Origin of the sequence: Mucilaginibacter pallidiroseus (assembly GCF_007846085.1) — a bacterium.
GTDB lineage: Bacteria > Bacteroidota > Bacteroidia > Sphingobacteriales > Sphingobacteriaceae > Mucilaginibacter > Mucilaginibacter pallidiroseus.
In genome coordinates, this window is sequence record NZ_VOEJ01000006.1 from 189761 (window position 1) to 213283 (window position 23523).

Genomic DNA, 23523 nt, shown 5'->3' on the forward strand with positions numbered 1-23523 from the left:
ACTTAATGCGCTTAAATCAACTTAAGCGTAACGTCTTCTTAACAAAGCGTAAAACTTGTCGGCTGCGGCTTGCTTAGCTTCCCAATTGTTTTTGGTGACGTAATTGGTTTTCAAGAAACGATCTGCCTCTTCAAAATTTTTAAAACGATTAACAATTTCAATTGCTTCGCTGTAGGCAAGCGGGTAGCCATTAAACAAATCCTTAATAAACATCATTTTATCATTAAGGTTAATGGCCGATTTTATGTCCGTTATCGGCGCTTGCATGCCCGCCGTATTGTGTTCTTTAAGTTTTGCTGCCATGCGCTCGTTAAGGCTCAATGACTTTTCCTCTGCATGTTTAGCGGCCTCGGGCTGGTATTGGCTGGTTTTAGGTGTATTATCAACCACTGGCTCGGGGTTGGTGGGCACATATGGCTCATCAATTTGGTCAAGCTCCGGGCTTTTAATTTCAGGTTCGGCAGGTTTAGCTGCAGGCGTTGGTTCAATGAACTGCGTTGCAGGTGTCGGCGCATCTTCATCTTCGTCCCAATTGTCTGCATCGTCCAAAATCAGCTCATGGCGGATGGTGGTGGGCTCCTCACGCTCGAAAGAATATGTGTCTGCAGGTGCTGCGGGGGTCAGGTCTATTGCAGGAACAGGCTCTTCTTCGGCAGGGCGGCTAACCTCAAATTGTATTGGTGTGCTTTGTACGGGCCTCGGTGCTTCCGGCTTAAACGGTGGGCGCTCAATTGGTTTTGGCTGTACCAGCGGCTCAAAGTATTTCGGTTCGTTGCTTACAGGTTTTTTATCCTCAATGGGCGCAGCTTTTACCTCTTCGGGCTTTGGCGCTGGAGGTACTATCGGCGTCTGTATAAAGTTGGTAAATACAGGCTCAGGCTTTAATGGCGCGGGCGGTTCCTCTTGCTTTAGCTCATAAACAGGCGGCTTGTCTGCTGGCTCTGCTTTAAAATCCTCATCGGCAGGCGGCGGCAAAATAAAAGTTGCCGTTTTTACTTCCGGCTTAACTTCCACATGTGGTGGCAATTGGGCAGGCTCTTTTTTTATTAAGTTAAGTTTGCGAAGTATCTCGGCATGGTCTTTTAAAAAATGGGTATTGGCAACAAATAGCTCAAGTTCAAGGTCGTTCAAACTGTCTGCGGTGGTTTGCAGGTATTCATATTGTTCGTTAAGCTCTTGTATAATCCCGCCTATTTTTCTAAATACTTCAGTTTGCTTCATGTGCCGTAATGTTAGGAAAATGCCTATCAAAAATAGTATAAAATTCTGATATTAGCCGTTCACTAAAGTTTGAACAGTTGTACAGCGAGGAAGTTTTTAAAAGGCGAAATGAGTTGGGTGGATGTATCGAGGTTATCTGCGGATCGATGTTTTCTGGTAAAACCGAAGAGTTGATAAGGCGTGTAAACCGCGCACGGATCGCCAAGGTACAGGTAGAGATTTTTAGCCCCGTTGCCGATACGCGTTACGATAAAAGCTCTGTGGTGTCACATAACTTAAATTCTATCCCGTCAGTACCTGTCAGCAAGTCGGCAGACATTTTACCCCTTGCAGATCATATACAGGTGGTAGGTATTGATGAAGCCCAATTTTTTGACGATAACCTGCCCGAAGTATGCTTGCAACTGGCCAACAGCGGTGTGCGTGTAATAGTGGCCGGGTTGGATATGGATTTTAAGGGCCGCCCGTTTGGCAGTATGCCTCAAATTATGGCGATGGCCGAGTCTGTTACCAAGCTGCATGCCGTTTGCGTAAAATGCGGAAGCCAGGCCATGTACTCTTACAGGTTGGTACCCGATGACAGCAAAATTTTACTGGGCGAGAAAGAAAGCTATGAAGCAAGGTGCCGTAAATGCTACAATCTTGATGGTAGCATATAACAAACCTGAGAAATTTTAAGCAGCCTCCTGATATAAACAGGGGGCTTTTTTGTTGCCTGTTGCAATAATAAATTTACAAGGCTAATGTAAACAATAACGGCTTTGATGAAGTTAATTATAGGTAAATACACCTGATTATGAGTGTGAGCCTACTTAGCTATCTGCATTGCAGGAAGGATGCAGAACTTACCCTTGATGCCGAGTTAAAGCGGTTGGCAGATGCATCAAAGCTGGAGCCGGGATGCCTGGCTTACGAGTTGTACCAGTATAAAGACGACCCATTAAACTATGTTATTGAAGAGGAATGGGAAAATGAAGACCGGCTGGCGAGCCACATGGAATCGCCGCATTATAAAAGTTTTGTTAGGGTGTGCCCTACACTGCTTGAGCAGGCGGCCGACGTAAAAATGCTTACAAGGCTTGTGTAACTGCATATTTTTTAAAATGTGTAGTCGTGGTAATAAACAAAAAGTGCAGTAGCACGTTAATTACAACATAAACCACCATGCCGTTAAAAGGCATTGGCTTACGATATAGAATTATGGCTGCAAAAAAGATTTTAGTTGTTGAGGATGACAGGGATATACGTGAAACCATTACTTATGCCCTTGAGCAGAATGGTTATGAGGTAATATCGTCTGAAAACTCGAGGATTTTAAAATCTCTGGATAAGCACGCCCCTGATCTGATCTTGCTTGACAACTGGCTTACCGACTGGAGTAGCGATGCCAACGGTCAGCAATTAAGTAGGGAACTTAAGACCAATCCTGCCACGAAGCATATTCCTGTGATATTGGTATCGGCCGTGAGTAACATTGCCAAAATTGCCGAGGACGGTCTTGCCGACGGATACCTGAAGAAACCATTCGATCTCGACGATCTTTCGGCCATTGTGAAAAAACACATTAAATAGAGTTGAAGGTGGAAAGTTAAAAGCTGAAAGCTTGGAAAATTCACCAAAGACAATTTACAGCCTAAAAGGGTTGTAGACGTTAAACGGCGATGATAATTATTATCATCGCCGTTTGCTTTATAGCCCTGTGTAAGCTTTTGAAAAGACTTTGAACTTTCTACTTTAAACTTTCCACTCCAACTAAAGCTTCATTCCCAATCCCAAATTGAAAGATACACCATCACCTGGCAAAATGCCGGGGCCGGGATACATGTTTATGCGGCGGGTAAAATACTTTTCGTTAAGTACGTTGTTCATGTTAAAAGTAACGTGATACCTATTGAGAAAACGATAGTTCATGGCAAAATCAACTAACTTGTAAGCAGGCACTATACCCGACGCACCTGTGGGGTTAAATGCAGTATTGTTGGCGTCACTAAAGTGTTTGCCTACATAGCTGAATAATACCGTGCTGGTAATGGCTCCGCTTAAATAGGTCAGCCCGGTACGGTTTGTCCATGTAGGTGTACCCTCAATCTGATTTCCGGTAAGGCTGGTATTTACACCAGCTACGTTGATGGTTGCATTTTTATACCTGCCATGCGTATAGGCAAGCGTGTTAAAAATGCGCAGGTCGCTTTTGCTTTGTGAGTTAAAGCCGCGTATCAACGAAATTTCGGTATAGGCTTCAATACCTTTAGCTACAGCATCGCCAATGTTGGTTAAGTAAAGGTGCGTAACGTTGGCTGCATCTGTAGTGGTAAGCGTACCGGCCCTGTCGCCGTAGAAAACGTGAAAGGCGTTTACATCAAAGGTAAAGGCGTTTGCAATTTTGCCCCTGTAGCCTAAGTCAAAATCGTAACCTTTGCTGTCCTTCATGTTTGGATCAACAATGGTAAGCTGATCTGCTGGGGTAACGTTAGCATAAATGTACGGGCGGTAAGCCTGCGAAAAATTGCCGTAAAACTGAGTGGCCCGGCTTACCTGGTACTGCAAACCTGCACCAAATAACGGGAAGTTGCGGTTGCCTCTATATGATACCGACACGGTACGGTTAACAATCACACCACTCATATCGGTATTAATAACTTCAAAACGTGCGCCGGGTGTGAACGACAATTTATCCGTCAGGCGGAAAAGGTTCTCGGCAAAAACTGCATAGTTGGTAGTTTTTAAATGCAGGTCGATGCCGTAATCTTTGGTAAGACTCAGGTCGAAGTTTGTCGCTGTTGTGCCGGTGCCACGCTGTTTGCGCTTTGTTACGCCATCAAAAAAGCGTACGCCTGTTGCCAGGGTGCTGCTAACACGCGCAATGCTGTAATCGTGTTTTAAACGAGCCTCGGTAGTAAAACCGGTGTAATAGTCGCGGTCAACCTGGCGTGGGTTAAAAGTACCCAGGGTACGGTTCAGCGTATCGTCCACGTTTGATGGTGCTATAAATTGCACGCTGTTACGCTCGCCGATAATCATGTGCGATGTTACTTCCAGATGCGTATTAGGGCTAAAATCGTAATTAAACAATATAGCCGGTATGTTGATGACCGGGTTAAAGAAATTACGGAAACGGTTTGAATGCCTGCTGGTAACAGCGTACTGTGCATCTGTTAAGCCACCTGCAATCTGCTGCACATAGTCTGACCGTGAAAACTGGAAGGCAATGCTACCCTTGCTGTTAAACTGATACTTGATGTTGGCATAATAGGCGTGGGCATTAAACGCGGCATCCGGCCGCCAGCCATTGCCGGTGCGGCTGCTGAAATAGGCGTAGTAGCTTGCTTTACCAACCTTGCCGCCAATAGCGTTATAAGAGTTTATGAAGCGGTTGGAGCCTGCCGTTTGCTCCGTTTCAAACCCGAAAGCTTTGGTGGCGTCCGGCTCTTTGATCTTGAAGTTTACCATGCCGCCAAACTGGCTGCCAAATTGCAGGGCTGCTGCTCCACGTACATATTGCACCTCGCCAATGGCCTGAAAGGGCATGTTGTAATGGTTTTCGGGGTAGCCAAACATATCCGAGTTGGTGTTATAGCCGTTTTGCCTGATGTTGGTTTCAATAGACCGGTGCATGTCCGTACCGCGTGTACCAATGTTTAGTTGCAGGCCCGCGCCGTCCATTTCCCAAACATTAATGCCCGGTACCTGCGAGAACAACGTACGCGCTACATTACCCGCAAGGTTGGCCTTACCCGGGTCGGCATAAACCAGGTTGGTTTTTTTGCCCGAAAAAATATAGTTGCCGGATACCTCCGGTAATGACTTGCTGCGCGATTCACGTACAAGTACGCTATCTAAAAGTACGGTGTCTTTTTTTGTGGTTTGTGCTGTTGCAATATGGTGTAAGCTTGGCAGCAATGCACTTGCCGCAAGCACTTTGTATAAAAGTTTCATTACAATGTTACTGATGGAAAAAATAGATTAATACAATAGCGCACGGCATAAGCTATCCGTGATTTTATCGCTAAAAAAATGCATTAAACTATTACTGCCGGAGGGCGGCCTTGTACGGGCAGAAATGGTTGCGGAATATCCGAAAAAGCATCTGCCTTAACTAAAGGCTGCTTTTCCTCAAATGATAAAAAGCGATAATCAAAGCTTAGCAATTGATAGGTGTTATCGGCACCGCCTTTTTTTACACCATTATGCTGGTTGGCATCCTTTGCAGGTATATCGTTGATTTGCCTTGCGTTAATAATATTGCCTTCTATCAGTTTGGTTTTAGCGTAGTTGGGTACAACCTTTACGTAAAGCGTATCCTTGGTGTACTTTAGCTTCACGTAGTTGTAACAGGCATTTTTTAACTGTATTTGCCCGTTAACATTTTTATAATCATTCCACTCGTTTATTGCCGGCAGGTTTTGCTTTATCTTAAGCTCGATAAGTGTGTTAGGGTTGTAAAGGTTCTTGCTTATCAGCTCATTCATAAACGCATCCGACTTTTTGAGCAGATACAGGTGTACCAGCATGTATCCACCTAAATTAAAAAAGTGAATAACCAAAAGCGTTATGGCAATAAATCGTTTCAAAAATGAGTTTTATGGACGGTTACAATGTTAATAAAATTGGCCGGTTGATGCAATTTTCAGTCATTTTTAAGAGATGGTTCAACTGTCTTTATTAACTTTTTATTAATTTAAATTACCTTTACCCGCCAACACCAAATGGCTTTTATCATCAATTGAGTTTAATGCAAAATAAAAAGCGAGTGCTGTTTTACCTGGTAGACGGTGCCCATAGCGAAGTACTTCCCGAATTGATTGAACAGGGAATACTACCAAATATAAAGCGTATTGTTGACGAGGGTACTTACCGTAAAGCAACAACTTGTTTCCCTTCAACTACGGGGCCTGCTTACCTGCCCTTCCTTACCGGCCATTTTCCGGGCACTATGGATATTACCGGCATCCGTTGGTTTGATAAAAAAGAATTTAAGCGCACCCGCTTTAATAAAAATGCCATGCGCAGTTATTGCGGGCCGGAAGCTGCGTGGTTCAATACCGATATGCCTGCCGACAAGCCCACGCTGTTTGAGCTGATGGGCGAATCATACAACCTGTACAATATGATTACCCGCAACGTGCCTGATGAATACGATCTGGGCAAAAAGGGAAAGGGCTGGTTATACACCAAAGCACATTTTAAACAAATACACCACCCGGTTGATGAGCAGGGGCATGCCCGTATGATGGAAATGCTGAACTCGGGCAAGGACTTTGATTTCCTGTTTGCTGTTTTTCCGAGCGTAGATTGGGATTCGCACTATCACCACATCCGCGATGAGCGCACCATAGAGGCTTATTGTATTGTTGACCGCAGCCTGGGCGAAGTGCGCGCCAAGCTCGAGGAAAAAGGATGGTGGGATGATACCCTGTTTGTAATGACATCTGATCATGGCCTTACACCTACAACCAAACATCTTGACCTGGGCGACTGGATGACCACCAACGGGCTAAAATCTGTTTATTATCCTGTTATCTGGAAAAGTAATCCAAAATCGGCGGTCATGATCTCGGGCAATTCGTTTGGAAGTATCCATTTGCTTAACCACGCCGGCGACCATGTACTGCGCGAACAAGGTATTATTGAGGCTATGGGGGCAGATAGATTGCAGAAGCTGGTTAAAGAAGACGCCGTTGATTTTGTGATTTATCGCGGTGACGAAGATCATACTTACATTGTACACAACCAGGAGGGCAAAGCCAAGATTACTGTCAAGGGCGAGGTATTTGCTTATGAGCCATTAACCGCAGACGTATTGCATTATGGAGGTAAGATAGAAGCAACCGGGCATCGCAATATTTTGGAGGCTACCTTTGATACTGACTATCCTGATGCTATTTTTCAAATTTACCAATTGTTCCGCAGCCGCAGAGCGGGGGATATTGTGGTAAGTGCCGATATAGGGTATGACTTGCGCGACTTTTGGGAATACCCCGAGCACCTTGGTTCTCATGGCTCATTGCATCGGCAGCACATACACGTGCCGCTTATTTACAATCAAAAAGGCTGGAACACCCGCCCGGCCCGTACAGCCGATTTGTTTGATACCATATTGAAGTGGAAAGGCATAACGCCTAAACAGTCTGAAGGCGAACCGTTATTTTAATTATATTTATCGTTTACAAAACCTAAATGGCGGGCCAAACACAAACAGCAGCAGTGCAGCAGGAAAAACAGGAAGCAAAAAATATATTCAACAAATCGGTTATCATTAAAGGTACGCTGTGGTTCGCGCTGATAACCGTTATTACTATTGCCGGCATCTTTTTTTATACCAATACAGGCAAAACAGTTGAGGCGCTGCAGCATATATCTATCAAGTATATTGCTATTTGCTTTGTAATGCTTTTTGTTGATTTGATGCTTGGCAGCTGGCGTAATCATATTTATGCGCGCAAGCTTAAACCCGGCCTGTCGCATTGGGTAAGTTTTAGGGCAAACGTGGCCAACATGTTTATGGGGGCAGTTACCCCGGCACATGGCGGCGCAGGCCCGGCACAAATTTTTGTGTATACCAGTGCGGGTTTAAAATTTATAGATGCCTTTGCCATCAGCCTCATTAATATGGGTGCTACGCTGATATTTATGCCGCTTGCCGGTTTTGTGGCCATTATGCTGATGGATACCAGTTCGGTAAGCAGTTTTGTACCAGATATGCTAAAGTTCGGGTTTACCTTCTTCCTGCTATTTTTGGTGGCCTTTATGCTTGCTTTTTGGAAACCGTTGTGGGTAGGCACAGCCATCCGTAAAATTGCGGCAGGCCTTTCAAAGCTGATACCCAAGCGTAAAGAAAAGTTAACTGCATGGGGCGAGAAAACATATCAAAACATCAACCATTACCAGCAAACCTGCAGTGTCATCATCAGGAAAAACCCTTATTTGTTTCCGCTAAGTTTATTAATAACCACACTGCTTTATCTGAACAAATATTGTCTGCAATGGGTAATTCTTTTAGGCCTTGGTGTGCATGCCAATTTGGTGCAGGTTATTGCCTTCCAGGTTATTATACAGTTTGGTATTTACTTTGCACCCAGCCCCGGTGGCAGCGGCTTTGCAGAGGTGTTAATTTCAAAATTGTTCGGTACCATAATACCCGCTACTTTGCTGCCTATATTTACTTTGCTACAGCGTTCGTTCCTGTTATTTTTCCCGGCAATGATTGGTGCGTATGTGGTAATTAATCTGCTGCGTAAGCAAACGCTTAAAAAAACATAATATATTTTGCAAATTTGTATAAAGCCCAGTTTGAGCTTTAACCTTTAATAATTGTAAGCCCCCATTTACAACAACAAAGTGTTTGCAGCCATGTAGCCGTTTAAGGTTGCGTGTGTGTAGCAAAACTTTAGCCGAATGAAATAGCTTGATGAAAGTATTACTTGTTGAAGATGAACCGGGCCTGGTATCGGTAATTGTACGTGGTTTAACAGAGGCAGGCATGGATGTAAGTGTAGCCGCCGACGGCATAACAGGCGTTGAAATGACAATAAATCACAAGTTTGATGTTATTATCCTTGATGTGATGTTGCCCGGGTTAAACGGCATACAGGTTTGTAAGGAGGTGCGCAAACATGATGATAGCGTAGCTATACTGATGCTTACCGCGCTGGACAGTACCGAAAATATAGTAACGGGCCTCAATGCCGGGGCCGATGATTACCTGGCAAAGCCTTTTAAATTTGCCGAGCTCGAGGCACGCATTCATACCCTGGTACGCCGCAGCCGCAGGGCCGAGGCCAATAAAAATATAGTAAGCATTGCAGGCCTGGAAGTTGATATTGCTTCAAAAACAGCTAAACGTAACGGGCGCAACATAGCTTTAACAGCAACAGAATACCGCCTGCTGGAATACTTTGTAAAGCACCAGAACATGATATTATCGCGCATACAGATCCTGGAGAATGTTTGGGATATCGATTTTAATATGGGCACCAACGTGGTTGATGTGTACGTTAACTACCTGCGAAAAAAAATAGATAGCAACGGCGAAGCCAGGCTGATACACACCGTTTTTGGTATGGGCTACATATTTAAAGACGACAGCCATGAAGCTGCAAACTAAAATAACCTTACTTTTTTCGGGGATATCTATCCTGGGGCTTTTACTCCTTAATGCATCGATATTCTATTTTGTATCCGAATTTAATTTTGAGGATTTTTTTAAACGGCTGGAAGCGCGGGTAAACTTGGCTGCCGAGATCAGCATCAATCCCGATAAGGAATCTACAGCATACAAAAACGTGCGGCAGCGCTACCTGGAAAAGCTGGCCAACGAAACAGAATATATCGTGCGCCTTGATACTGTTAAAGCTGGTAATTATATACCTGTACTAAACCCACCCAAAACTTTTTATGATGATATAATTGCAGCCAGGGGGCGCAAGATACGATACACACAAAAGAACGTTTTTTACGCCGGCGGCTTGTCCAAGAGCCAGGGGCAAAAGTATATGGTTGTGGTTACCGCTACCGACCCATATGGGTTTAAGGAACTCGAAAAACTTAAGCGAATATTGCTGGCCATCTTCCTGGTATCTATAATACTCACCTGGTTCGCCGGCAAAGTATTCTCATATTTTACGGTAAGGCCGGTACGTAACATTATAAAAAGCGTGCAAAATATATCGGCAAATAACCTGCATTTACGACTGGAGAATGCAAATGCCAAAGACGAAATTGCCGAGCTGATAACAACTTTTAACAACATGCTTACCAGGCTGGAAACAGCCTTTGAAACGCAAAACAATTTTGTAAGCAATGCCTCGCACGAGTTGCGTACACCGCTTACCATCATAACCGCCGAAACGGAACTATTATTGGCCCACAACCAACTGCCGCCAAGGCTGCAACCCCAGGTAGCATCCATCCTTACCGAGGCTGAAAAATTAGCCGACATTTTAGCAAGCCTTTTGGGACTGGCGCAAACAGGTTTCGACGGTAAAAAGCAGCATTGGCAAAAAATACGTGCCGACGAATTAGTTATACATGTTGCCAACTCCGCAAAGCGGATTGACCCCAAAAGCGAAATCATCATAGATTTTGATGCTTTGCCAACCACCGAATCGCAGTTATATACCGAGGGCAATGCTAATCTGCTGCAGCTAGCCATAAGTAACATTGTACTGAATGCCTGCAAGTATTCCAATAACCAACCGGTACACATTAAAATATGCGCTGCAAACGGTTATATAATTATTAAGGTGAAAGACAAGGGTATAGGCATCCCGGCAGACGATCAGCAGCATATATTCGAGCCTTTCTTTAGGGCATCTAATACAGCACAATATACGGGGCACGGCGTAGGCCTCCCATTAACGCTTAACATCATTAGCCTGCATAAAGGCTCAATAAATATACGGTCTGAAGAAGGGGTAGGCACCGAGATTGAAATCAGCCTGCCTGTGGTCGACGCATTAAGCGGTATTTCTTAATAGTCGCTAATAATTGGGCTTGATATTTATTTTGTTTAAACCAAAACATAGCCGAAAAGCTTTTAAATACTACTTTTACAGGGTTACTGATAATTTAAATTCTAATGCTTTTCTTAATACTTTCTTAAAATTTTCTAACGAGTGGCAGGTATCATTGTATATCTAAGGTTTTATAAATCAGCTACTCATGAAAACGATATTGATCCCAACCGACTATCAGCCCGAGGCATTTGATAGCATACCCGTGCTTATTAACCAACTACAGTTTGAGGAACTTAACCTGGTATTTCTGCACATGTTCAAACTGTCCGACTCGGCTACCGAATTGATGATGCTAAGCAGACGCAGCCGCGAGTTTGAGAAAGTTAGTGAAGGGTTTTACCGCCGGGGTAATGAGCTTAGAGAGCAATACAGTCAGGTAAACAGTATAAAAATTGAATTTTTATATGGCAGCACTTTAAGCATGTTCAGGAATTTTTTAGAAGAGCAGCAAATTGATATGATACTCGAGCGCGAGGCATGCTCTTTCAGCCAGATACATAAAAGCAGTATCGACCCTATGGTTTTGCTTCAGAAAAGCGGCCTGCCTGTTTTAAAATTGAATAAGAATCAAAGACGAAGTGTTAACGCGATTGCAGAAGATGAGCAGGAGCCGCATCTAAGTGAAATAGAAGGTTAGTGATAGCTATACATCAATGAAAAAGTAATACAAGAACAAGGCGGCCGCTTAAATAGTAGCCGCCTTTTCTTATATAATTGGCTAAACTTCAGCCAAATACTTATGTACGAAGCTGATGGCCATAGAGCCTTCGCCTACGGCAGATGCAACACGGTTCATGGCACCTGCGCGTACGTCGCCGGCGGCAAAAATACCGGGGCAGCTGGTTTCCAATAAGTAAGGGTCGCGTTTGTTTTTCCAGGTTTTTTCAAAATCCGGGCACATGTTAAGGTCGCGGCCGGTTTCAACAAAACCGCGGTCGTTCACAATAATATCGCCGCAAAGCCAATCGGTATAAGGCTTGGAACCTATAAAAATATATAATGCGTCGGCATTTACCGTGCGTACTTCTTTGGTCTGTAAGTTTTGAATGTCAAGCTCGCCAAGGCGCTCATCCCCGCGGGCTTCGGTAATTTCGCTGTACGGCAGCAGCTGGATGTTGCTTTGGCCGTTTATCTGATCAATCAGATAAGACGACATAGTAGCTGCAAGGCTTTCCTTACGGATAAGGATATATACGTTTTTGGCAAATTTTGAAAGGTACATGGCAGCCTGCCCGGCAGAGTTACCACCGCCAACAATGTAAACCTCTTTATCCTTGCATGATGCAGCCTCAGTCATGGCGGCACCGTAGTAAATGCCTGCACCTGTAAACTTTTCAATGCCCGGTGTAGTTAGCTGCCTGTAATCAACCCCGGTGGTTATCACAACGGCCTTGGTTTTTATCTCGGTATCATCATCAAGCACCAGCATTTTGTAATTGCCCTGTGTTTTGATCTCCTTAACGCCCTGCGGTGAGATAAAATCTGTACCGAAACGGGTAGATTGGGTGATGGCACGCCTGGTAAGGTCGGCACCACTCAACCCATTGGGAAAGCCAAGATAGTTCTCAATTCTCGAACTGGTACCCGCCTGCCCGCCGGGAGCTTTACGCTCAACAAGCAAAGTTTTTAATCCTTCCGACGATCCGTAAACCGATGCCGCCAAACCGGCAGGGCCGGCACCAATTATTACTACATCATACAGTTCATTCTTAACATTAGGGTTAAGGCCAATGCGCGATGCTACTTCAATAATGGTGGGCGTGCATTGTATGGTGCCATCATCATAAATCACGGCAGGCATGCTTTTGGGTTCGATGCTGTTAAGTTTGGTTAGCTGTTTAGCTTCATCGGTATTAGCATCTATCCATTGATAGGGCACCAGGTTGCCCGACAAAAACTCTTTTATCTCGTGCGATTTGGGTGAATATGGGTAACCAATAACTTTTATTCCTTTAAACGCCGGCCGGTAGTTACCGTTCCAATCTTCTAACAAATCGGTTAATACCGGGTATAATTTTTCCTCGGGCGGGTCCCATGGTTTGGTTAAGTAGTAATCGAGCTTAACATCATTTATGGCGCGTATGGCCGCATCGGTATCTGCGTAGGCTGTTAGCAACACGCGTTTGGCTTCAGGGAAAAAGCTTTGCGCACGACATAAAAACTCCACGCCTTCCATTTCGGGCATCCGTTGGTCCGACAGGAAAAGGGCCACTACTTCACCTTTATTTTTCAATTCCAGCAAACTGTCCAGCGCTTCTTTGGCCGATGCTGTGCTTAAAATGCGGTAGGTTTCGCGGTAATGTGTTTTCAGGTCGCGGGTAATGGCGCGCAAAACCTGGTGGTCATCGTCAATAACAAATATGATAGGTAAATCCATGTTGTGTGTTGTGGGAGATTATAGGTTATGTTAATCGTCGTTAATAGGGAAACAAACTTCAAATTCGGTATCGCCGGGTACTGATGTTACCTTAACCGAGCCATTGTGCTGTTTTACAATACGGTTAACCACATCAAGCCCCAGGCCCGAGCCTTTGCCTATATCCTTGGTACTGAAGAACGGATCAAAGATCTGCGACTTGATTTCATCCGGTATGCCGGGGCCATTATCTTTCAAAATAACCTGTACAAAGTGTTTGTCCTGCCGGGTTGAGATTTCCAGTTCGCCGCTGCCGTTTACTTCCATTGCATCAATGGCGTTGTCAATTATATTGGTCCACACCTGGTTAAGTTCGCCGGCAAGGGCTTTAATATGAGGCAGGTTTTCATCAAAATGATGCACTACCTGGATATTGGCTTTGCGCAGCTTATAATCGAGCATAGTTAAAGTGTTGCGAATACCATCGTGCACGTTTAATAGCTGTTTGCTGCTGTCACGATCCATATGGGTAAACGTTTTTACCGATTGTACCAGTTCTGATATGCGCTGAGATGACTCGCTGATATCCTGCGCCATTTTTTCGGTAAGCAGGTAATTATTGATCCAACCCAATACCACCTGAAGTTGTGGCGAAGGTATACAGCTGTTGATGTGCTCGAGGTCGTCTATAGAGAAATCAAAGTCTACCAGGTTTTCTGCGGTGTCAACGTCTTTTGCGTTATGATCCAGCAACCAGTCGTACAGGTCATCCTCCAATTCAGACCTTTTCATCATACTCAAAACCGGGCGATCCGTCTGGCTTACGCGCTCGAGGATAAGATTATTTATGCTGTCAATTTTATGCGGCTCGATATTAAGCGTAGCAACATCCTTAAATAACAGTGGCAGGTTTTTAATTTGCCCCCGCAGTGATGCTGCGCCACGTGTTATGGCGGCTGCAGGGTTATTCAATTCATGGGCAAGCCCGGCAGATAGTTTCCCAAGGGCAAACATCTTTTCGTTTTGTTGCTGCATGCTGGTAAAATCGCGCACGCGGCTGGTCATGGTATGTACCAACGCCTCGGTAAGCTCGTAATGTAACCGGGTGCCTTCCTTTAGATCTTCTGCCGTGCATTGGTAAAAACGCGACAGCTGGGTACATTCGCCATAGCCAAATGCATTTGTAGCACGCGAGTAGGGGAGGAAACCTGTAATGCCATCTTTTTTGATGGTGGCTAACTCACGCATTTTCCCATTTTGAACAGCGCACAGGCGTATAGCTCCCTCCAGGATGATGAACATTTTATTGATAGGGTCGCCTACGTTAAATATGCGCTCGCCCTCCCGCAGCTCAAATACTTCGCCTACATCAATAAGCCACTGCAGTTGCTCGTCGGGTACGGCTTGCAATGCGGGTATGGCTTTCAGTTCATCAATTGTAATGTCCATTTTGCAGCAGATGTTTTAAGGTAGTTTGCTGCCATAAAATTAGTACCAAAAGCGGTGTTTGCACCTTGCCATTAAATTTTTTTAAAAAGCTTTACCCTTAAGTTACCAATAGGTTATTTTTGAGCCGCTACCAAAAAGCTACCCTTATGAAAATTGCCCGCCTGTTACCAGCAATGCTACTCGTTACAACCTGTGCCTTCGCGCAGCAAAAAGAAGATTTTAAGGATGATTGGGCGGCCCTGTCGCACTACGAGCAGGAAAATAAAGCCCTTGGCGAGCCAAAGCCCGGCGAAAAACGTGTGGTGTTTTTAGGCAGCTCGATATTTGAGTTCTGGAAAGCCAAGGTGCCCGAGTTTTTTGCGGGCCGACCGTACATTGACAGGGGGATCTCGGGTCAGCTGTCGCCGCAGTTGCTTATCAGGTTCAGGCAGGATGTGATTGATCTTAAACCCAAATTGGTAATTATTTTGGCCGGAAGCAATGACATTGCAGGCAACACAGGCCACGTTACCAATGAGCGTATTATGGATAACATTAAATCTATGGCCGAGCTTGCGCGCCTGCACAACATCAAAGTTATTTTGTGCGAGTACCTGCCCGTTAATGATTACCCATGGCGCAAAGGCCTTGAGCCGGCGCCAAAAATAATTGCGCTGAACAAAATGATAAAAGCGTATGCCGAGGCCAATAAATTTATTGTGCTTGATTACTTTACCCCATTGGTTGATGATAAGCTTGGCCAAAAAGCCGAACTCACTACCGATGGCGTGCACCCTAACGCAGCAGGCTATAAGATAATGGCAACAGTAACGGAGGCGGCCATTAAAAAGGCGCTTAAATAATTATAGGAACATATCGCTTTCGCGGTAGGCCTGTATAACACGGGCCTCGCCTTCTTTACCGGGCAGGGAGTTGCCGTGCTCCATACCTATTACGCCTTTGTAGCCTTTCTGGTGTAAAAATTTAAAGATGTTCTTATAGTTAACTTCGCCGGTTGTGGGCTCGTTACGGCCGGGATTGTCACCTACCTGGAAGTAGCCAATCTCGTCCCAGGTAAGTTTTATGTTATTGATGATGTTACCTTCATTTTTTTGCATGTGGTACATATCGAACAGTATTTTGCACGATGGACTATTTACCGCCTTGCATATCATATAGGTTTGTGCCGATGTACGCAGGTAAAGGTCGGGCGTGTCGCTGAGGGGCTCAAGCACCATCACTATGCCGTGCGGTTCCAATATTTCGGCACCCTTGCGCAGCGCAGTTATCACGTTAGCGTTTTGGATATCCAAGGGCAAGTTGCGCGTAAAATCTCCCGGCACTACAGTGGCCAGCTTGCCGCCGCAACGCTTAGAAACTTCTACCGCCTGTCGGCATCCGTTTAAAAATATGTCAATGTATTCCTGCTTGCCTGCCGTGAGTGTGTTGGCACCGTTGCCGCCTTTATCAACCACAAAAACGCCCATGCTCATTTTGAGCCTGGCTAACAGGTTGCCAATTTTTTCCTGCTCGGCAGCAGGGCGGCTGGCCATTCCATTATCTTCAATACCGCGAAAGCCCTGATCATAAGCAAATTGGATCTGATCTAAAAAGTTGCTGCCGGCGCTGTTTTTAAACATACTATCGTGCGGACCATAGTTAAGATTAAATGGTTTGCCCGGAGCGGTGTTTATAGTTGCTGCGGGGTCGGTTGTGCAACCTATTGCAGCGTTACCCGCTAAAATTGCACCTGTAGCCAACAGGCTGCTTTTTAAAAAATTGCTTCTGTCCATGGGTCGGTTAAGTAATGGTTAGTGAAAGTAAGCGATGGCAGCGCAACAAGCAAATCTATTTCAATTTAATTGCCCTTTAAGCACCTCGTAAAGATTCATTTCTAGTGTACTTGATAACGAAGTTACAGTTGACGCTATGCATCAAGAAGTGTTAAACAACCCGGTATTGCAAGTGCTTATGAACACCGCCAAGTAAAGTGACGTTATTTATTTCCTTAAAGCCAAGGGCGGTGTAAAGCTTTTCGGCAAGTGGGTTGCTTACCAACAGGCCTATGGTTTTGTGCCCGCTGTGCCCGGCCTTATCAATTAACGCTGTTATGAGTCGTGTGGCAATACCACGGCCCTGGTGTTCCGGTTTTACAGCAAGGCAATCAATATAGTATTCGCCGGGATGCGTTTCATCTTCGGGCTGGCCGGTAAAACCCAAATAAGCTTTCGTATACTGCAAAAATGGTTCGCGCAGTTCATTCAGTCGGGCACCATCATAAGCCAATATCATCCCGCAAATACCTGTTTCGTTTTCATATACAAGCGCATTTTCGTAGCTATATTGGTTGCCTGTTTTGCCTGCAAAAAGGGTAAAAAGATAAAGTATGGTTTCAGGATCATTGCTATTGGCGAACTTTGCAGCCAGGCTATCCATAGCCAAAATTATTAATGGTGCAATATGCGGCGCATCAGTAGGGACGGCTTGCCTGATCATTGTTTGGTTGTTAGCAATTTATCGTCGAAGTAAATAAAAAGCCCGTCTGTACTGCCTGTAGCGGTATTATATAATTTTCCTTGTAAAATACTTTGGCCGGTAATGCCGGGGTTATTCCCTTTGCCAAGCGGCCAGCTGCCTTTGGTTTCTATAATATTTATACCGGCAATTTTGGCTGCATCAAGGGTAAAGTCGGTACAGTTATGTTTATTGAGGTTGTAGCGGCTTTGGCTGTAACGTTGCGTTAGTGCCAGTAGGCTATCAAAAGCAATTTTATCAATTGCTTTGGCCACAAGTTCATCAGTGTCGTACCCTGCGTCGTTCTTCAGCGTGCCATGCGACATTGGGAACAGCGGCGTGCCGGCAAAAGGGTGCTGGTGCTTTGGGTAATAGCTAAAGGATAGGGTGGTGGTAGTGGTATCACTATTGAACTTCATTAGCGTTATAAACGAATGACCCGAATTTGCCAGTTTATGCACTTTAGCTTTGCCCGGTACAGGTTGGCGTATGTGTACAATTATAGCATAACCGTTTGCTGTTTTGCCATCTTCAAAAACCTGCGCTACCGTGCTGTAATTGATAGGCGCACTTTTTCGATGAAGATGTTTTGATGAGAGAGATAAGAGGCTATCTGCCAGCTGTTCATCCGCTGCGCTTAAGTCTGCATAAGCGTAGTGTGCTCCGCTTTTTAAATAACATTTTACGGCCTGCGGGTAAAGCTTTGCCTTTGAAAAAAGCCCTGCCAGACGGTAATAGGTGTTACGCGTTTGGTTGCTTACAGGGTTTGCTGTGCGCAGGCCTGCAAGCAGTTGCCTGCGTGTGTTGACATTAGCAAGCGCCTGTTGCAAATAGTCATCAAATGCAGGGTTGATGGCAGTTTTATATTGGCGATGGGTGTTAGCACTTCCCCGCTCGGTTGCGGTTGCAACACGCAACGTACTATCAGGCGCAGCAGCGTAGGCAGTAGGGGCTTGGGCAAAAGCGGGTACTGCGAGCAGCCAAATAATTATTGGTATAAAAAAGTGTTGCCTTAGATTTAAATAGCTATACATGTGTGCGGGCTGCAATTAACAAAAAGCAAACACCTTTTTGATGTATAGGTTTTTACAAGTGGGCAGTTATTGCTGTTCTGTTACAATTAAGGGCATTTGACACCGGTAAGCTGATATCAATTTCCGCTGCTTATGTAACTATTTTGGGACGAAGTGCCGTCAACAGTGGTTTATCCTTACCAAATGGATACAAAGCGCTACCTTAATTTAATGAATGTTAAAACATGGGTTTTGGGCGGATTGGCGTGTTTAACATTACACACCGGCCTCAACGCCTTCACTATAAAGCGTTCCAGTCAACAAGGTGATGACAAAGGGCGGTCATTATTCATAAAATACTGCAGCATTTGCCACATGCAGCCAAGCCCTGCAAGTTTAACCAAAGAAGTTTGGCGATCGGGCGTATTGCCGGTTATGGCAAGCCGTATGGGCATCATTTACCCGGGGTACGATCCGCTGCGGGGGCTATCTGCAGAAGAAAGAAAAATAGTTACCCAAAACAATATCATCCCCGACCAACCTATGCTTACCGACCAGGAGTGGAAGCAATTATCAGCATACATTATAAACGCTGCGCCGGACAGCATTGCAGTCGACGAAAAGCGGTTGACGCGAAACCTTCCCCTAACCAGTTTTGTAGCCAAAGATGTAAAAATTGATGGGCAAAAACCATCATTAATAACAAGCCTTAGATTTAACAGGCAGACTAAGACGTTATGGATAGGTGACTTTTATAACCGCGTTTATAACTGGCAAAGCGGTAAAGGAGTTGTCAATACCATTAAAACTGCAAGTCCTGCGGTAGATTTTACTTTCAACGGTGCAGACACCTACTTTACCGAAATAGGCAAACTATACCCTACCGAACTTAGCACAGGTAGTTTTGTGAAGTATGCTGCGGGTAACAGCACAACTACTTTACCCGCCTTGCACCGGCCGGTAAGCTCGGTGGTGGAGGATTTAAATAACGACGGAGTACCCGAGATAGTGGTATGTAACTTTGGCAATAAAATAGGCTCATTATCGCTGTTTGTACCTGATAAAAATGGTAGCTATAAAGAGAAGGTTTTGTTACAGTTGCCTGGTGCGATAAAGTGTTACGTGCGGGATATGGATGGTGATGGCAAAAAGGATATCATAGCCATGTTTGCCCAAGGCGACGAGAGCGTTTATATATTTTCCCAAAAGGATAAGCTAAAATTTAGCGCCAAAAGGGTATTGCGTTTCCCGCCAAATTATGGCACAACAGACATGGTGCTCACCGACTATAATAACGACGGCCTTACGGACATAATAACCGTGCATGGCGATAATGCCGATTATTCCAATATCCTGAAGCCGTATCATGGCATCCGCATCAATATCAATACCGGTGGCGGTTCATTTAAGGAAAAGTTTTTTTATCCTGTTTACGGCGTTACCCGCGTACTTGCAGAAGACTTTGACAAGGATGGCGACATCGACTTTGCCGCCTCGGCCTTTTTCCCGGATTTTACCAAATTGGTTGATGAGTCGTTCGTTTACCTGGAAAATGTTGACAAGGATAGATTTAAGTTCAAAGCTTATACTGTAAAACGCGATGTGCCCATTAAAAGCCTTGCGCTTATTAAAGCGGATGTAGACGGCGATGGCGATATGGATATTGTTGCGGGCAACTTTGCACAAAGCCCCGGTAAGGTGCCCAAGGCTTTGGATGATAAATGGAAAGCTACCGACTATGGCCTAACTATTTTTGTTAACCAGCTTTATCAGCCTAAATAGAGGTTGAAGCTTTAATATAGTATAAATGACACCTACGCTTTACGAGGCGTAGGTGTCATTCAATTACTTATGGATTGGTCGACCACAAGCCAACTTCTTTTACAAAGGCGCGTTGCGGCAACTTCAGGTTATTAACCACCAAAAATGCCAGATCTTCGGGCTGTAAAACTTTCTCCACGTTGCCATCTGTAAAGTTGGCTTGCAAAGTCATGTCGGTAGCGATGGTGCTTGGGTTTACCGTAGTAACGCGGATGTTGGATTTGCGAACTTCCTGCATCAGCGCCTCGGTGAAATTTATCATAGCCGCTTTTGATGCACCGTATGCACTCATTTTTGCAGCACCCTTTAGCCCCGCGGTAGAGGCAACGTTTATAATATCGCCTTTGCCCTGCGCTTGTATCAATGGCAAAACCTCGTGTACCATATAGTAGGTGCCCAACACGTTTATACGGAAAACCTGCTCCCAATCTTCCACAGGCAGCTCAAGTATGCCGCCCATTTTGAGTATGCCTGCATTGTTAATTAGGATATCAACCGTTTTTAAAGAAGACGTTACGCTTGCTACCGCAGCTTTAACCTGCTCATAGTCGCCAACATCAACTGTGGCAAAAGCTACCTGTATGTTTGGATTAATCTGTTTTGCCTGATCGGCAACTGCTTTAATATCTGCTTCGGTGCGTGCCATGAGGCCCAGGTTAACACCTTCGGCAGCCATGGCAAGTGCCATTGCTTTGCCTAAGCCTTTACCGGCACCGGTAATAATAGCTGTTTTTCCGTTTAATGATTGCATAGTTATAGTAAATGTGTTTTTGGTATAAATTGCCTTTGTTTAAAGTAAATACAGCATTCTTTAAATATTGTTATGGTACAAAGGTTTATAATTAAATTTTCCGGGCAGTTAAAACTTAGTACTTTTAGGCTTACAGTTTTAATACGATGACCAGAATATTTACACTTTTAATAGTATCGGTTTTTTTAAGCCTGGCCGGCTTTGCACAAACTTCCGAAGTAGTTGTTGATGGTGATATAGCAACACCCTTCAAGATTAACGCGGCAAGTTTTACGTCGATGAAGGTTATACAATTAAAACATAACGACAAGGAAGGTAAAGAGCATACTTACTCAGGTATTTCACTTTTTGATGTACTTACCAAAGCGGGCGCGGTGCCTAACAACCAGCTTAAAGGTAAAATATTAACCAAGTACCTTTTAGTATCTGCGGCAGATGGTTACCAGGTTGTGATTGCTTTGCCAGAGATTGACCCTGCGTATACCGACAAAACCATTATCCTGGCTAACCAGATGGATGGCAAAAACTTACCAGCTAACGCCGGACCCTTCAGGCTTATCGTTCCGGGCGACAAAAAATTGGCAAGGAGTGTTATGCGTGTCACATCGTTAACGGTGCTTACTGCCAAAATACCTATCCGCCAATAGAAGCCATTGATTCGTTGGGCGACGCTATTCGTTTTTCGGCTGCTGCCCAGCCATCAATTTCCCTGTTATTAAATGCTTTCAACAGTATTTGTTCAAGTTGCTCATCATTGGTGCCGGCTCGCAAATGATCTTTAATATTGAGCACGCCATCATCGTAAAGGCAGTTTTTAAGCATGCCCGATGGTGTTAGGCGTATGCGGTTGCAAGTGCCGCAAAATGTGCGCGAATAAGCTGCAATAATACCAACGCTTCCCGTATGCCCGGGTACCTGGTAATTATAAGCGGTAGAAAATTGCGTGTCGGTAGTTTTTTGGAGGTCAGGATAAAGGTTTTTAATCTCCTGTAAAATATGCAGGTGGTTCCACAATACGCCGGAATAGTCATGCCCCTCGCCGTTAAACGGCATCTCCTCGATAAACCTCACGCTCACGGGCCTGTCTTTTGTGAGTGCCACCAGCGCCGGGATATCCTGCGTGTTTTTGCCTGCCATTACCACGGTATTTATTTTAACCTCGATGCCGTGGCTTAAAAGAGTATCCAGCGTAAGCATAACTGCATCAAATTCATCGCGGCGGGTTATGGTAAAAAAGCGATTTGCATCAAGCGTGTCAAGGCTCAGGTTTACTGATTTTACACCCAGTGCTTTAAGTTGCGGTACAAAGGGTGCGGTTAAAATACCGTTGGTGGTGATAGACAAGTCCTTCAACCCTTTAAGTTGGGAAAGCGAGGTAAGCAGTTCCATGATATCCTTGCGCACAAAAGGTTCGCCACCGGTAATGCGGATCTTATCAATGCCCATCTTTACCAGCAGGCTGCAAATGCGCAGCATTTCGGCATTGCTCATAAGCTCTGTTCGTGACAGCCAGTCCAGCCCATGCTCGGGCATGCAGTAAAAGCAGCGCAGGTTGCACCTGTCTGTTACTGCAAGCCTTAAATAGCTTATTGTTCGTCCGTGGTTATCTGTTAACAAAGCGTGTATTTGATTGGCAAAGGTTGCAAAAGATATTTAGTAAAGCTGTGCCACTCCTAAAAAATCACTTTGCGCTGATTTAATCCTGTTTGAGATTGGCGATGGGCTTGATTTTAATATGTAGATGTAAGCCATCCACAAAATTATTTTTCAATAACGTGCTCCGTTTCGCGGTCATGTATCACAGCCTTGTTTTTTAGCGGCTGCCCGGTCAGCTTGCTAAATACCGCTTGGATTTCTGATACGATGGAAAGTGCTATCTGTTCGGCATTTTCGGCACCAAGGTCAAGCCCGGCAGGGCCGTGTATGTTTTCGATACTGTAGTCGCTCGGAGAGGTAGCGGCTATTTCGTCAAGCATTTTATTGAGCCGTTTTTTTGGGCCAAGCACACCAATATAGGGCAGGCTCAGCGGTAAAAGCTGCTGCAGTAATGCTATGTCGTAATTATAATTGTGCGTCATCAGCATAAATGCGGTACGGTTATCAGGCAATACGTTTGTTAGTGCCTCTTCCGCTTTTGCGACTATGCGATTAGCATCCGGGAAACGATCCGGCGTATTGTAATTAGGCCTGCCGTCGATAAGGGTAACTTTCCATCCTAATATTTTTGCAAATGCCACGAGCGGCAAGGCATCGTTACCCGCGCCAGCAACAATCAGGGATATTGGTGGCAGTAGTAATTCAACAAAGCAGGTGTAATTATTATGGTTGCTGTATACTTCGCTAGCTGCACCGTTGGTTTGTAAAAGCTCCAGCGCATCTTTCATCACCGTTACGCCAACTTCCTGGGGCAGGTAGCCTTGCGTTTGTCCATTAGCATCCATAAGCAGGCAAGTGCCGTATTGAGGCGACTGCCTGTTTTCCATATCAAAAACAGTTACCAGCACAACCGGCTCGCGTGCGCTCAGATACTTTTGCAAAAAGCTTACAGGGTTGTTTTCCAACGACGGGTCAACCGGTTCGATAAGGATACTGATAACGCCATTACAGCCAAGTTGTACACCGAGTTTGGCATCATCATCGTCGGTTGTGTCATAAGTAACCAGCATTGGCTTTTGCTGCATTATTACCAGGCGCGCTTTGCGCAAAGCATCGCCTTCCAGGCAACCGCCGCTTATGGCTCCGGTTAGTTGTCCGTCCTCAGTAATGAGCATACGTGCCCCGGCACGCCGGTACGACGAGCCATCTACATGCACTACAGTAGCCAATGCAGTTTTAGTCTGCAGCTTTTGTGCTGCATTAAACGCGTTTACTATGTCCTTAATTTCTTTCAAAATATCCCCTGCA

The 23523-nt window shown here is 44.9% G+C and carries 22 protein-coding genes; 11 read left to right on the forward strand and 11 right to left on the reverse strand.

All coding sequences use genetic code 11. The annotated features are described in order from the left end of the window. Positions 1 to 21: 21 nt before the first annotated feature. Positions 22 to 1221, reverse strand: a complete 1200-nt coding sequence (locus FPZ43_RS13580) for a hypothetical protein (RefSeq protein WP_146382466.1) — start codon at positions 1219 to 1221, stop codon at positions 22 to 24. A 77-nt stretch (positions 1222 to 1298) separates the two neighbouring features. Between FPZ43_RS13580 and FPZ43_RS13585 the strand changes: the two genes are divergently transcribed. The 3 genes from FPZ43_RS13585 to FPZ43_RS13595 all read left to right on the forward strand — a co-directional run bounded on the left by FPZ43_RS13585 (position 1299) and on the right by FPZ43_RS13595 (position 2793). After that, a complete protein-coding gene (locus tag FPZ43_RS13585) occupies positions 1299 to 1880 on the forward strand; it encodes a thymidine kinase (RefSeq protein ID WP_146382467.1) in 582 nt (193 codons plus the stop codon). A gap of 137 nt (positions 1881 to 2017) precedes the next feature. Next, positions 2018 to 2308: a putative quinol monooxygenase gene (locus FPZ43_RS13590; RefSeq protein WP_146382468.1), complete on the forward strand. Its 291-nt coding sequence runs from the start codon at positions 2018 to 2020 to the stop codon at positions 2306 to 2308. Between the two features lie 77 nt (positions 2309 to 2385). After that, positions 2386 to 2793, forward strand: a complete 408-nt coding sequence (locus FPZ43_RS13595; RefSeq protein ID WP_146382469.1) for a response regulator — start codon at positions 2386 to 2388, stop codon at positions 2791 to 2793. A gap of 180 nt (positions 2794 to 2973) precedes the next feature. Here the strand turns inward: FPZ43_RS13595 and FPZ43_RS13600 are convergent, their stop codons facing one another. Together FPZ43_RS13600 and FPZ43_RS13605 are read right to left on the reverse strand one after the other, a co-directional pair. Next, positions 2974 to 5157, reverse strand: a complete 2184-nt coding sequence (locus tag FPZ43_RS13600; protein WP_146382470.1) for a TonB-dependent receptor family protein — start codon at positions 5155 to 5157, stop codon at positions 2974 to 2976. A gap of 83 nt (positions 5158 to 5240) precedes the next feature. Continuing rightward, positions 5241 to 5792 (reverse strand): hypothetical protein, encoded by a 552-nt coding sequence (locus FPZ43_RS13605; protein WP_146382471.1) that lies wholly within the window; start codon positions 5790 to 5792, stop codon positions 5241 to 5243. 161 nt (positions 5793 to 5953) lie between these two features. Here FPZ43_RS13605 and FPZ43_RS13610 point away from each other — a divergent pair, with 161 nt between their 5' ends. The 5 genes from FPZ43_RS13610 (at position 5954) to FPZ43_RS13630 (ending at position 11373) form a co-directional block, all read left to right on the forward strand. After that, positions 5954 to 7372 (forward strand): alkaline phosphatase family protein, encoded by a 1419-nt coding sequence (locus FPZ43_RS13610; RefSeq protein ID WP_146382472.1) that lies wholly within the window; start codon positions 5954 to 5956, stop codon positions 7370 to 7372. A gap of 26 nt (positions 7373 to 7398) precedes the next feature. Then, positions 7399 to 8481 carry a lysylphosphatidylglycerol synthase transmembrane domain-containing protein gene (locus FPZ43_RS13615; RefSeq protein WP_146382473.1) on the forward strand — a complete coding sequence of 361 codons (1083 nt, stop codon included), beginning with the start codon at positions 7399 to 7401 and terminating at the stop codon, positions 8479 to 8481. A gap of 148 nt (positions 8482 to 8629) precedes the next feature. Beyond that, positions 8630 to 9325 carry a response regulator transcription factor gene (locus FPZ43_RS13620; protein ID WP_146382474.1) on the forward strand — a complete coding sequence of 232 codons (696 nt, stop codon included), beginning with the start codon at positions 8630 to 8632 and terminating at the stop codon, positions 9323 to 9325. Further along, entirely contained in the window at positions 9309 to 10694 is a 1386-nt protein-coding gene (locus FPZ43_RS13625) for a HAMP domain-containing sensor histidine kinase (protein ID WP_146382475.1), read from the forward strand. Before FPZ43_RS13620 ends, FPZ43_RS13625 begins: the two co-directional genes overlap by 17 nt. A gap of 187 nt (positions 10695 to 10881) precedes the next feature. Beyond that, on the forward strand, positions 10882 to 11373 hold the full coding sequence (locus tag FPZ43_RS13630) for a hypothetical protein (RefSeq protein WP_146382476.1): 492 nt from the start codon (positions 10882 to 10884) through the stop codon (positions 11371 to 11373). An 81-nt stretch (positions 11374 to 11454) separates the two neighbouring features. On the opposite strand, the gene FPZ43_RS13635 is transcribed toward FPZ43_RS13630, so the two are convergent. Beyond that, complete coding sequence (locus FPZ43_RS13635; protein ID WP_146382477.1) at positions 11455 to 13113, reverse strand: response regulator; 1659 nt, start codon at positions 13111 to 13113, stop codon at positions 11455 to 11457. A 30-nt stretch (positions 13114 to 13143) separates the two neighbouring features. After that, positions 13144 to 14541 (reverse strand): ATP-binding protein, encoded by a 1398-nt coding sequence (locus FPZ43_RS13640; protein ID WP_146382478.1) that lies wholly within the window; start codon positions 14539 to 14541, stop codon positions 13144 to 13146. A 146-nt stretch (positions 14542 to 14687) separates the two neighbouring features. Here FPZ43_RS13640 and FPZ43_RS13645 point away from each other — a divergent pair, with 146 nt between their 5' ends. After that, positions 14688 to 15383, forward strand: a complete 696-nt coding sequence (locus tag FPZ43_RS13645) for an SGNH/GDSL hydrolase family protein (protein ID WP_146382479.1) — start codon at positions 14688 to 14690, stop codon at positions 15381 to 15383. Here FPZ43_RS13645 and FPZ43_RS13650 read toward each other — a convergent pair whose 3' ends face one another. From FPZ43_RS13650 to FPZ43_RS13660, 3 genes are all read right to left on the reverse strand, one after another. Beyond that, the gene (locus FPZ43_RS13650; RefSeq protein ID WP_146382480.1) at positions 15384 to 16313 is read right to left on the reverse strand and encodes a hydroxypyruvate isomerase family protein; all 930 of its coding nucleotides are present in this window, start codon (positions 16311 to 16313) and stop codon (positions 15384 to 15386) included. It lies immediately after the preceding gene. 151 nt (positions 16314 to 16464) lie between these two features. Further along, entirely contained in the window at positions 16465 to 17016 is a 552-nt protein-coding gene (locus tag FPZ43_RS13655; RefSeq protein ID WP_146382481.1) for a GNAT family N-acetyltransferase, read from the reverse strand. Continuing rightward, positions 17013 to 18068 (reverse strand): hypothetical protein, encoded by a 1056-nt coding sequence (locus FPZ43_RS13660; RefSeq protein WP_146382482.1) that lies wholly within the window; start codon positions 18066 to 18068, stop codon positions 17013 to 17015. The genes FPZ43_RS13655 and FPZ43_RS13660 overlap by 4 nt, the downstream gene beginning before the upstream one ends. Positions 18069 to 18278: 210 nt before the next feature. Here FPZ43_RS13660 and FPZ43_RS13665 point away from each other — a divergent pair, with 210 nt between their 5' ends. Continuing rightward, complete coding sequence (locus FPZ43_RS13665; protein ID WP_186461838.1) at positions 18279 to 19829, forward strand: FG-GAP repeat domain-containing protein; 1551 nt, start codon at positions 18279 to 18281, stop codon at positions 19827 to 19829. Between the two features lie 67 nt (positions 19830 to 19896). Here FPZ43_RS13665 and FPZ43_RS13670 read toward each other — a convergent pair whose 3' ends face one another. Continuing rightward, the gene (locus tag FPZ43_RS13670; RefSeq protein WP_146382484.1) at positions 19897 to 20619 is read right to left on the reverse strand and encodes a 3-ketoacyl-ACP reductase; all 723 of its coding nucleotides are present in this window, start codon (positions 20617 to 20619) and stop codon (positions 19897 to 19899) included. A gap of 146 nt (positions 20620 to 20765) precedes the next feature. On the opposite strand from FPZ43_RS13670, the gene FPZ43_RS13675 reads away from it, so the two are divergent. Continuing rightward, positions 20766 to 21266: a molybdopterin-dependent oxidoreductase gene (locus tag FPZ43_RS13675; protein ID WP_146382485.1), complete on the forward strand. Its 501-nt coding sequence runs from the start codon at positions 20766 to 20768 to the stop codon at positions 21264 to 21266. Here FPZ43_RS13675 and moaA read toward each other — a convergent pair. Then, the gene (gene moaA, locus FPZ43_RS13680; protein WP_146382486.1) at positions 21253 to 22236 is read right to left on the reverse strand and encodes a GTP 3',8-cyclase MoaA; all 984 of its coding nucleotides are present in this window, start codon (positions 22234 to 22236) and stop codon (positions 21253 to 21255) included. The two genes, FPZ43_RS13675 and moaA, sit on opposite strands and share 14 nt — an antisense overlap. Before the next feature lie 143 nt (positions 22237 to 22379). Further along, on the reverse strand, positions 22380 to 23510 hold the full coding sequence (locus tag FPZ43_RS13685; RefSeq protein ID WP_146382487.1) for an XdhC family protein: 1131 nt from the start codon (positions 23508 to 23510) through the stop codon (positions 22380 to 22382). Between the last annotated feature and the right edge of the window lie 13 nt (positions 23511 to 23523).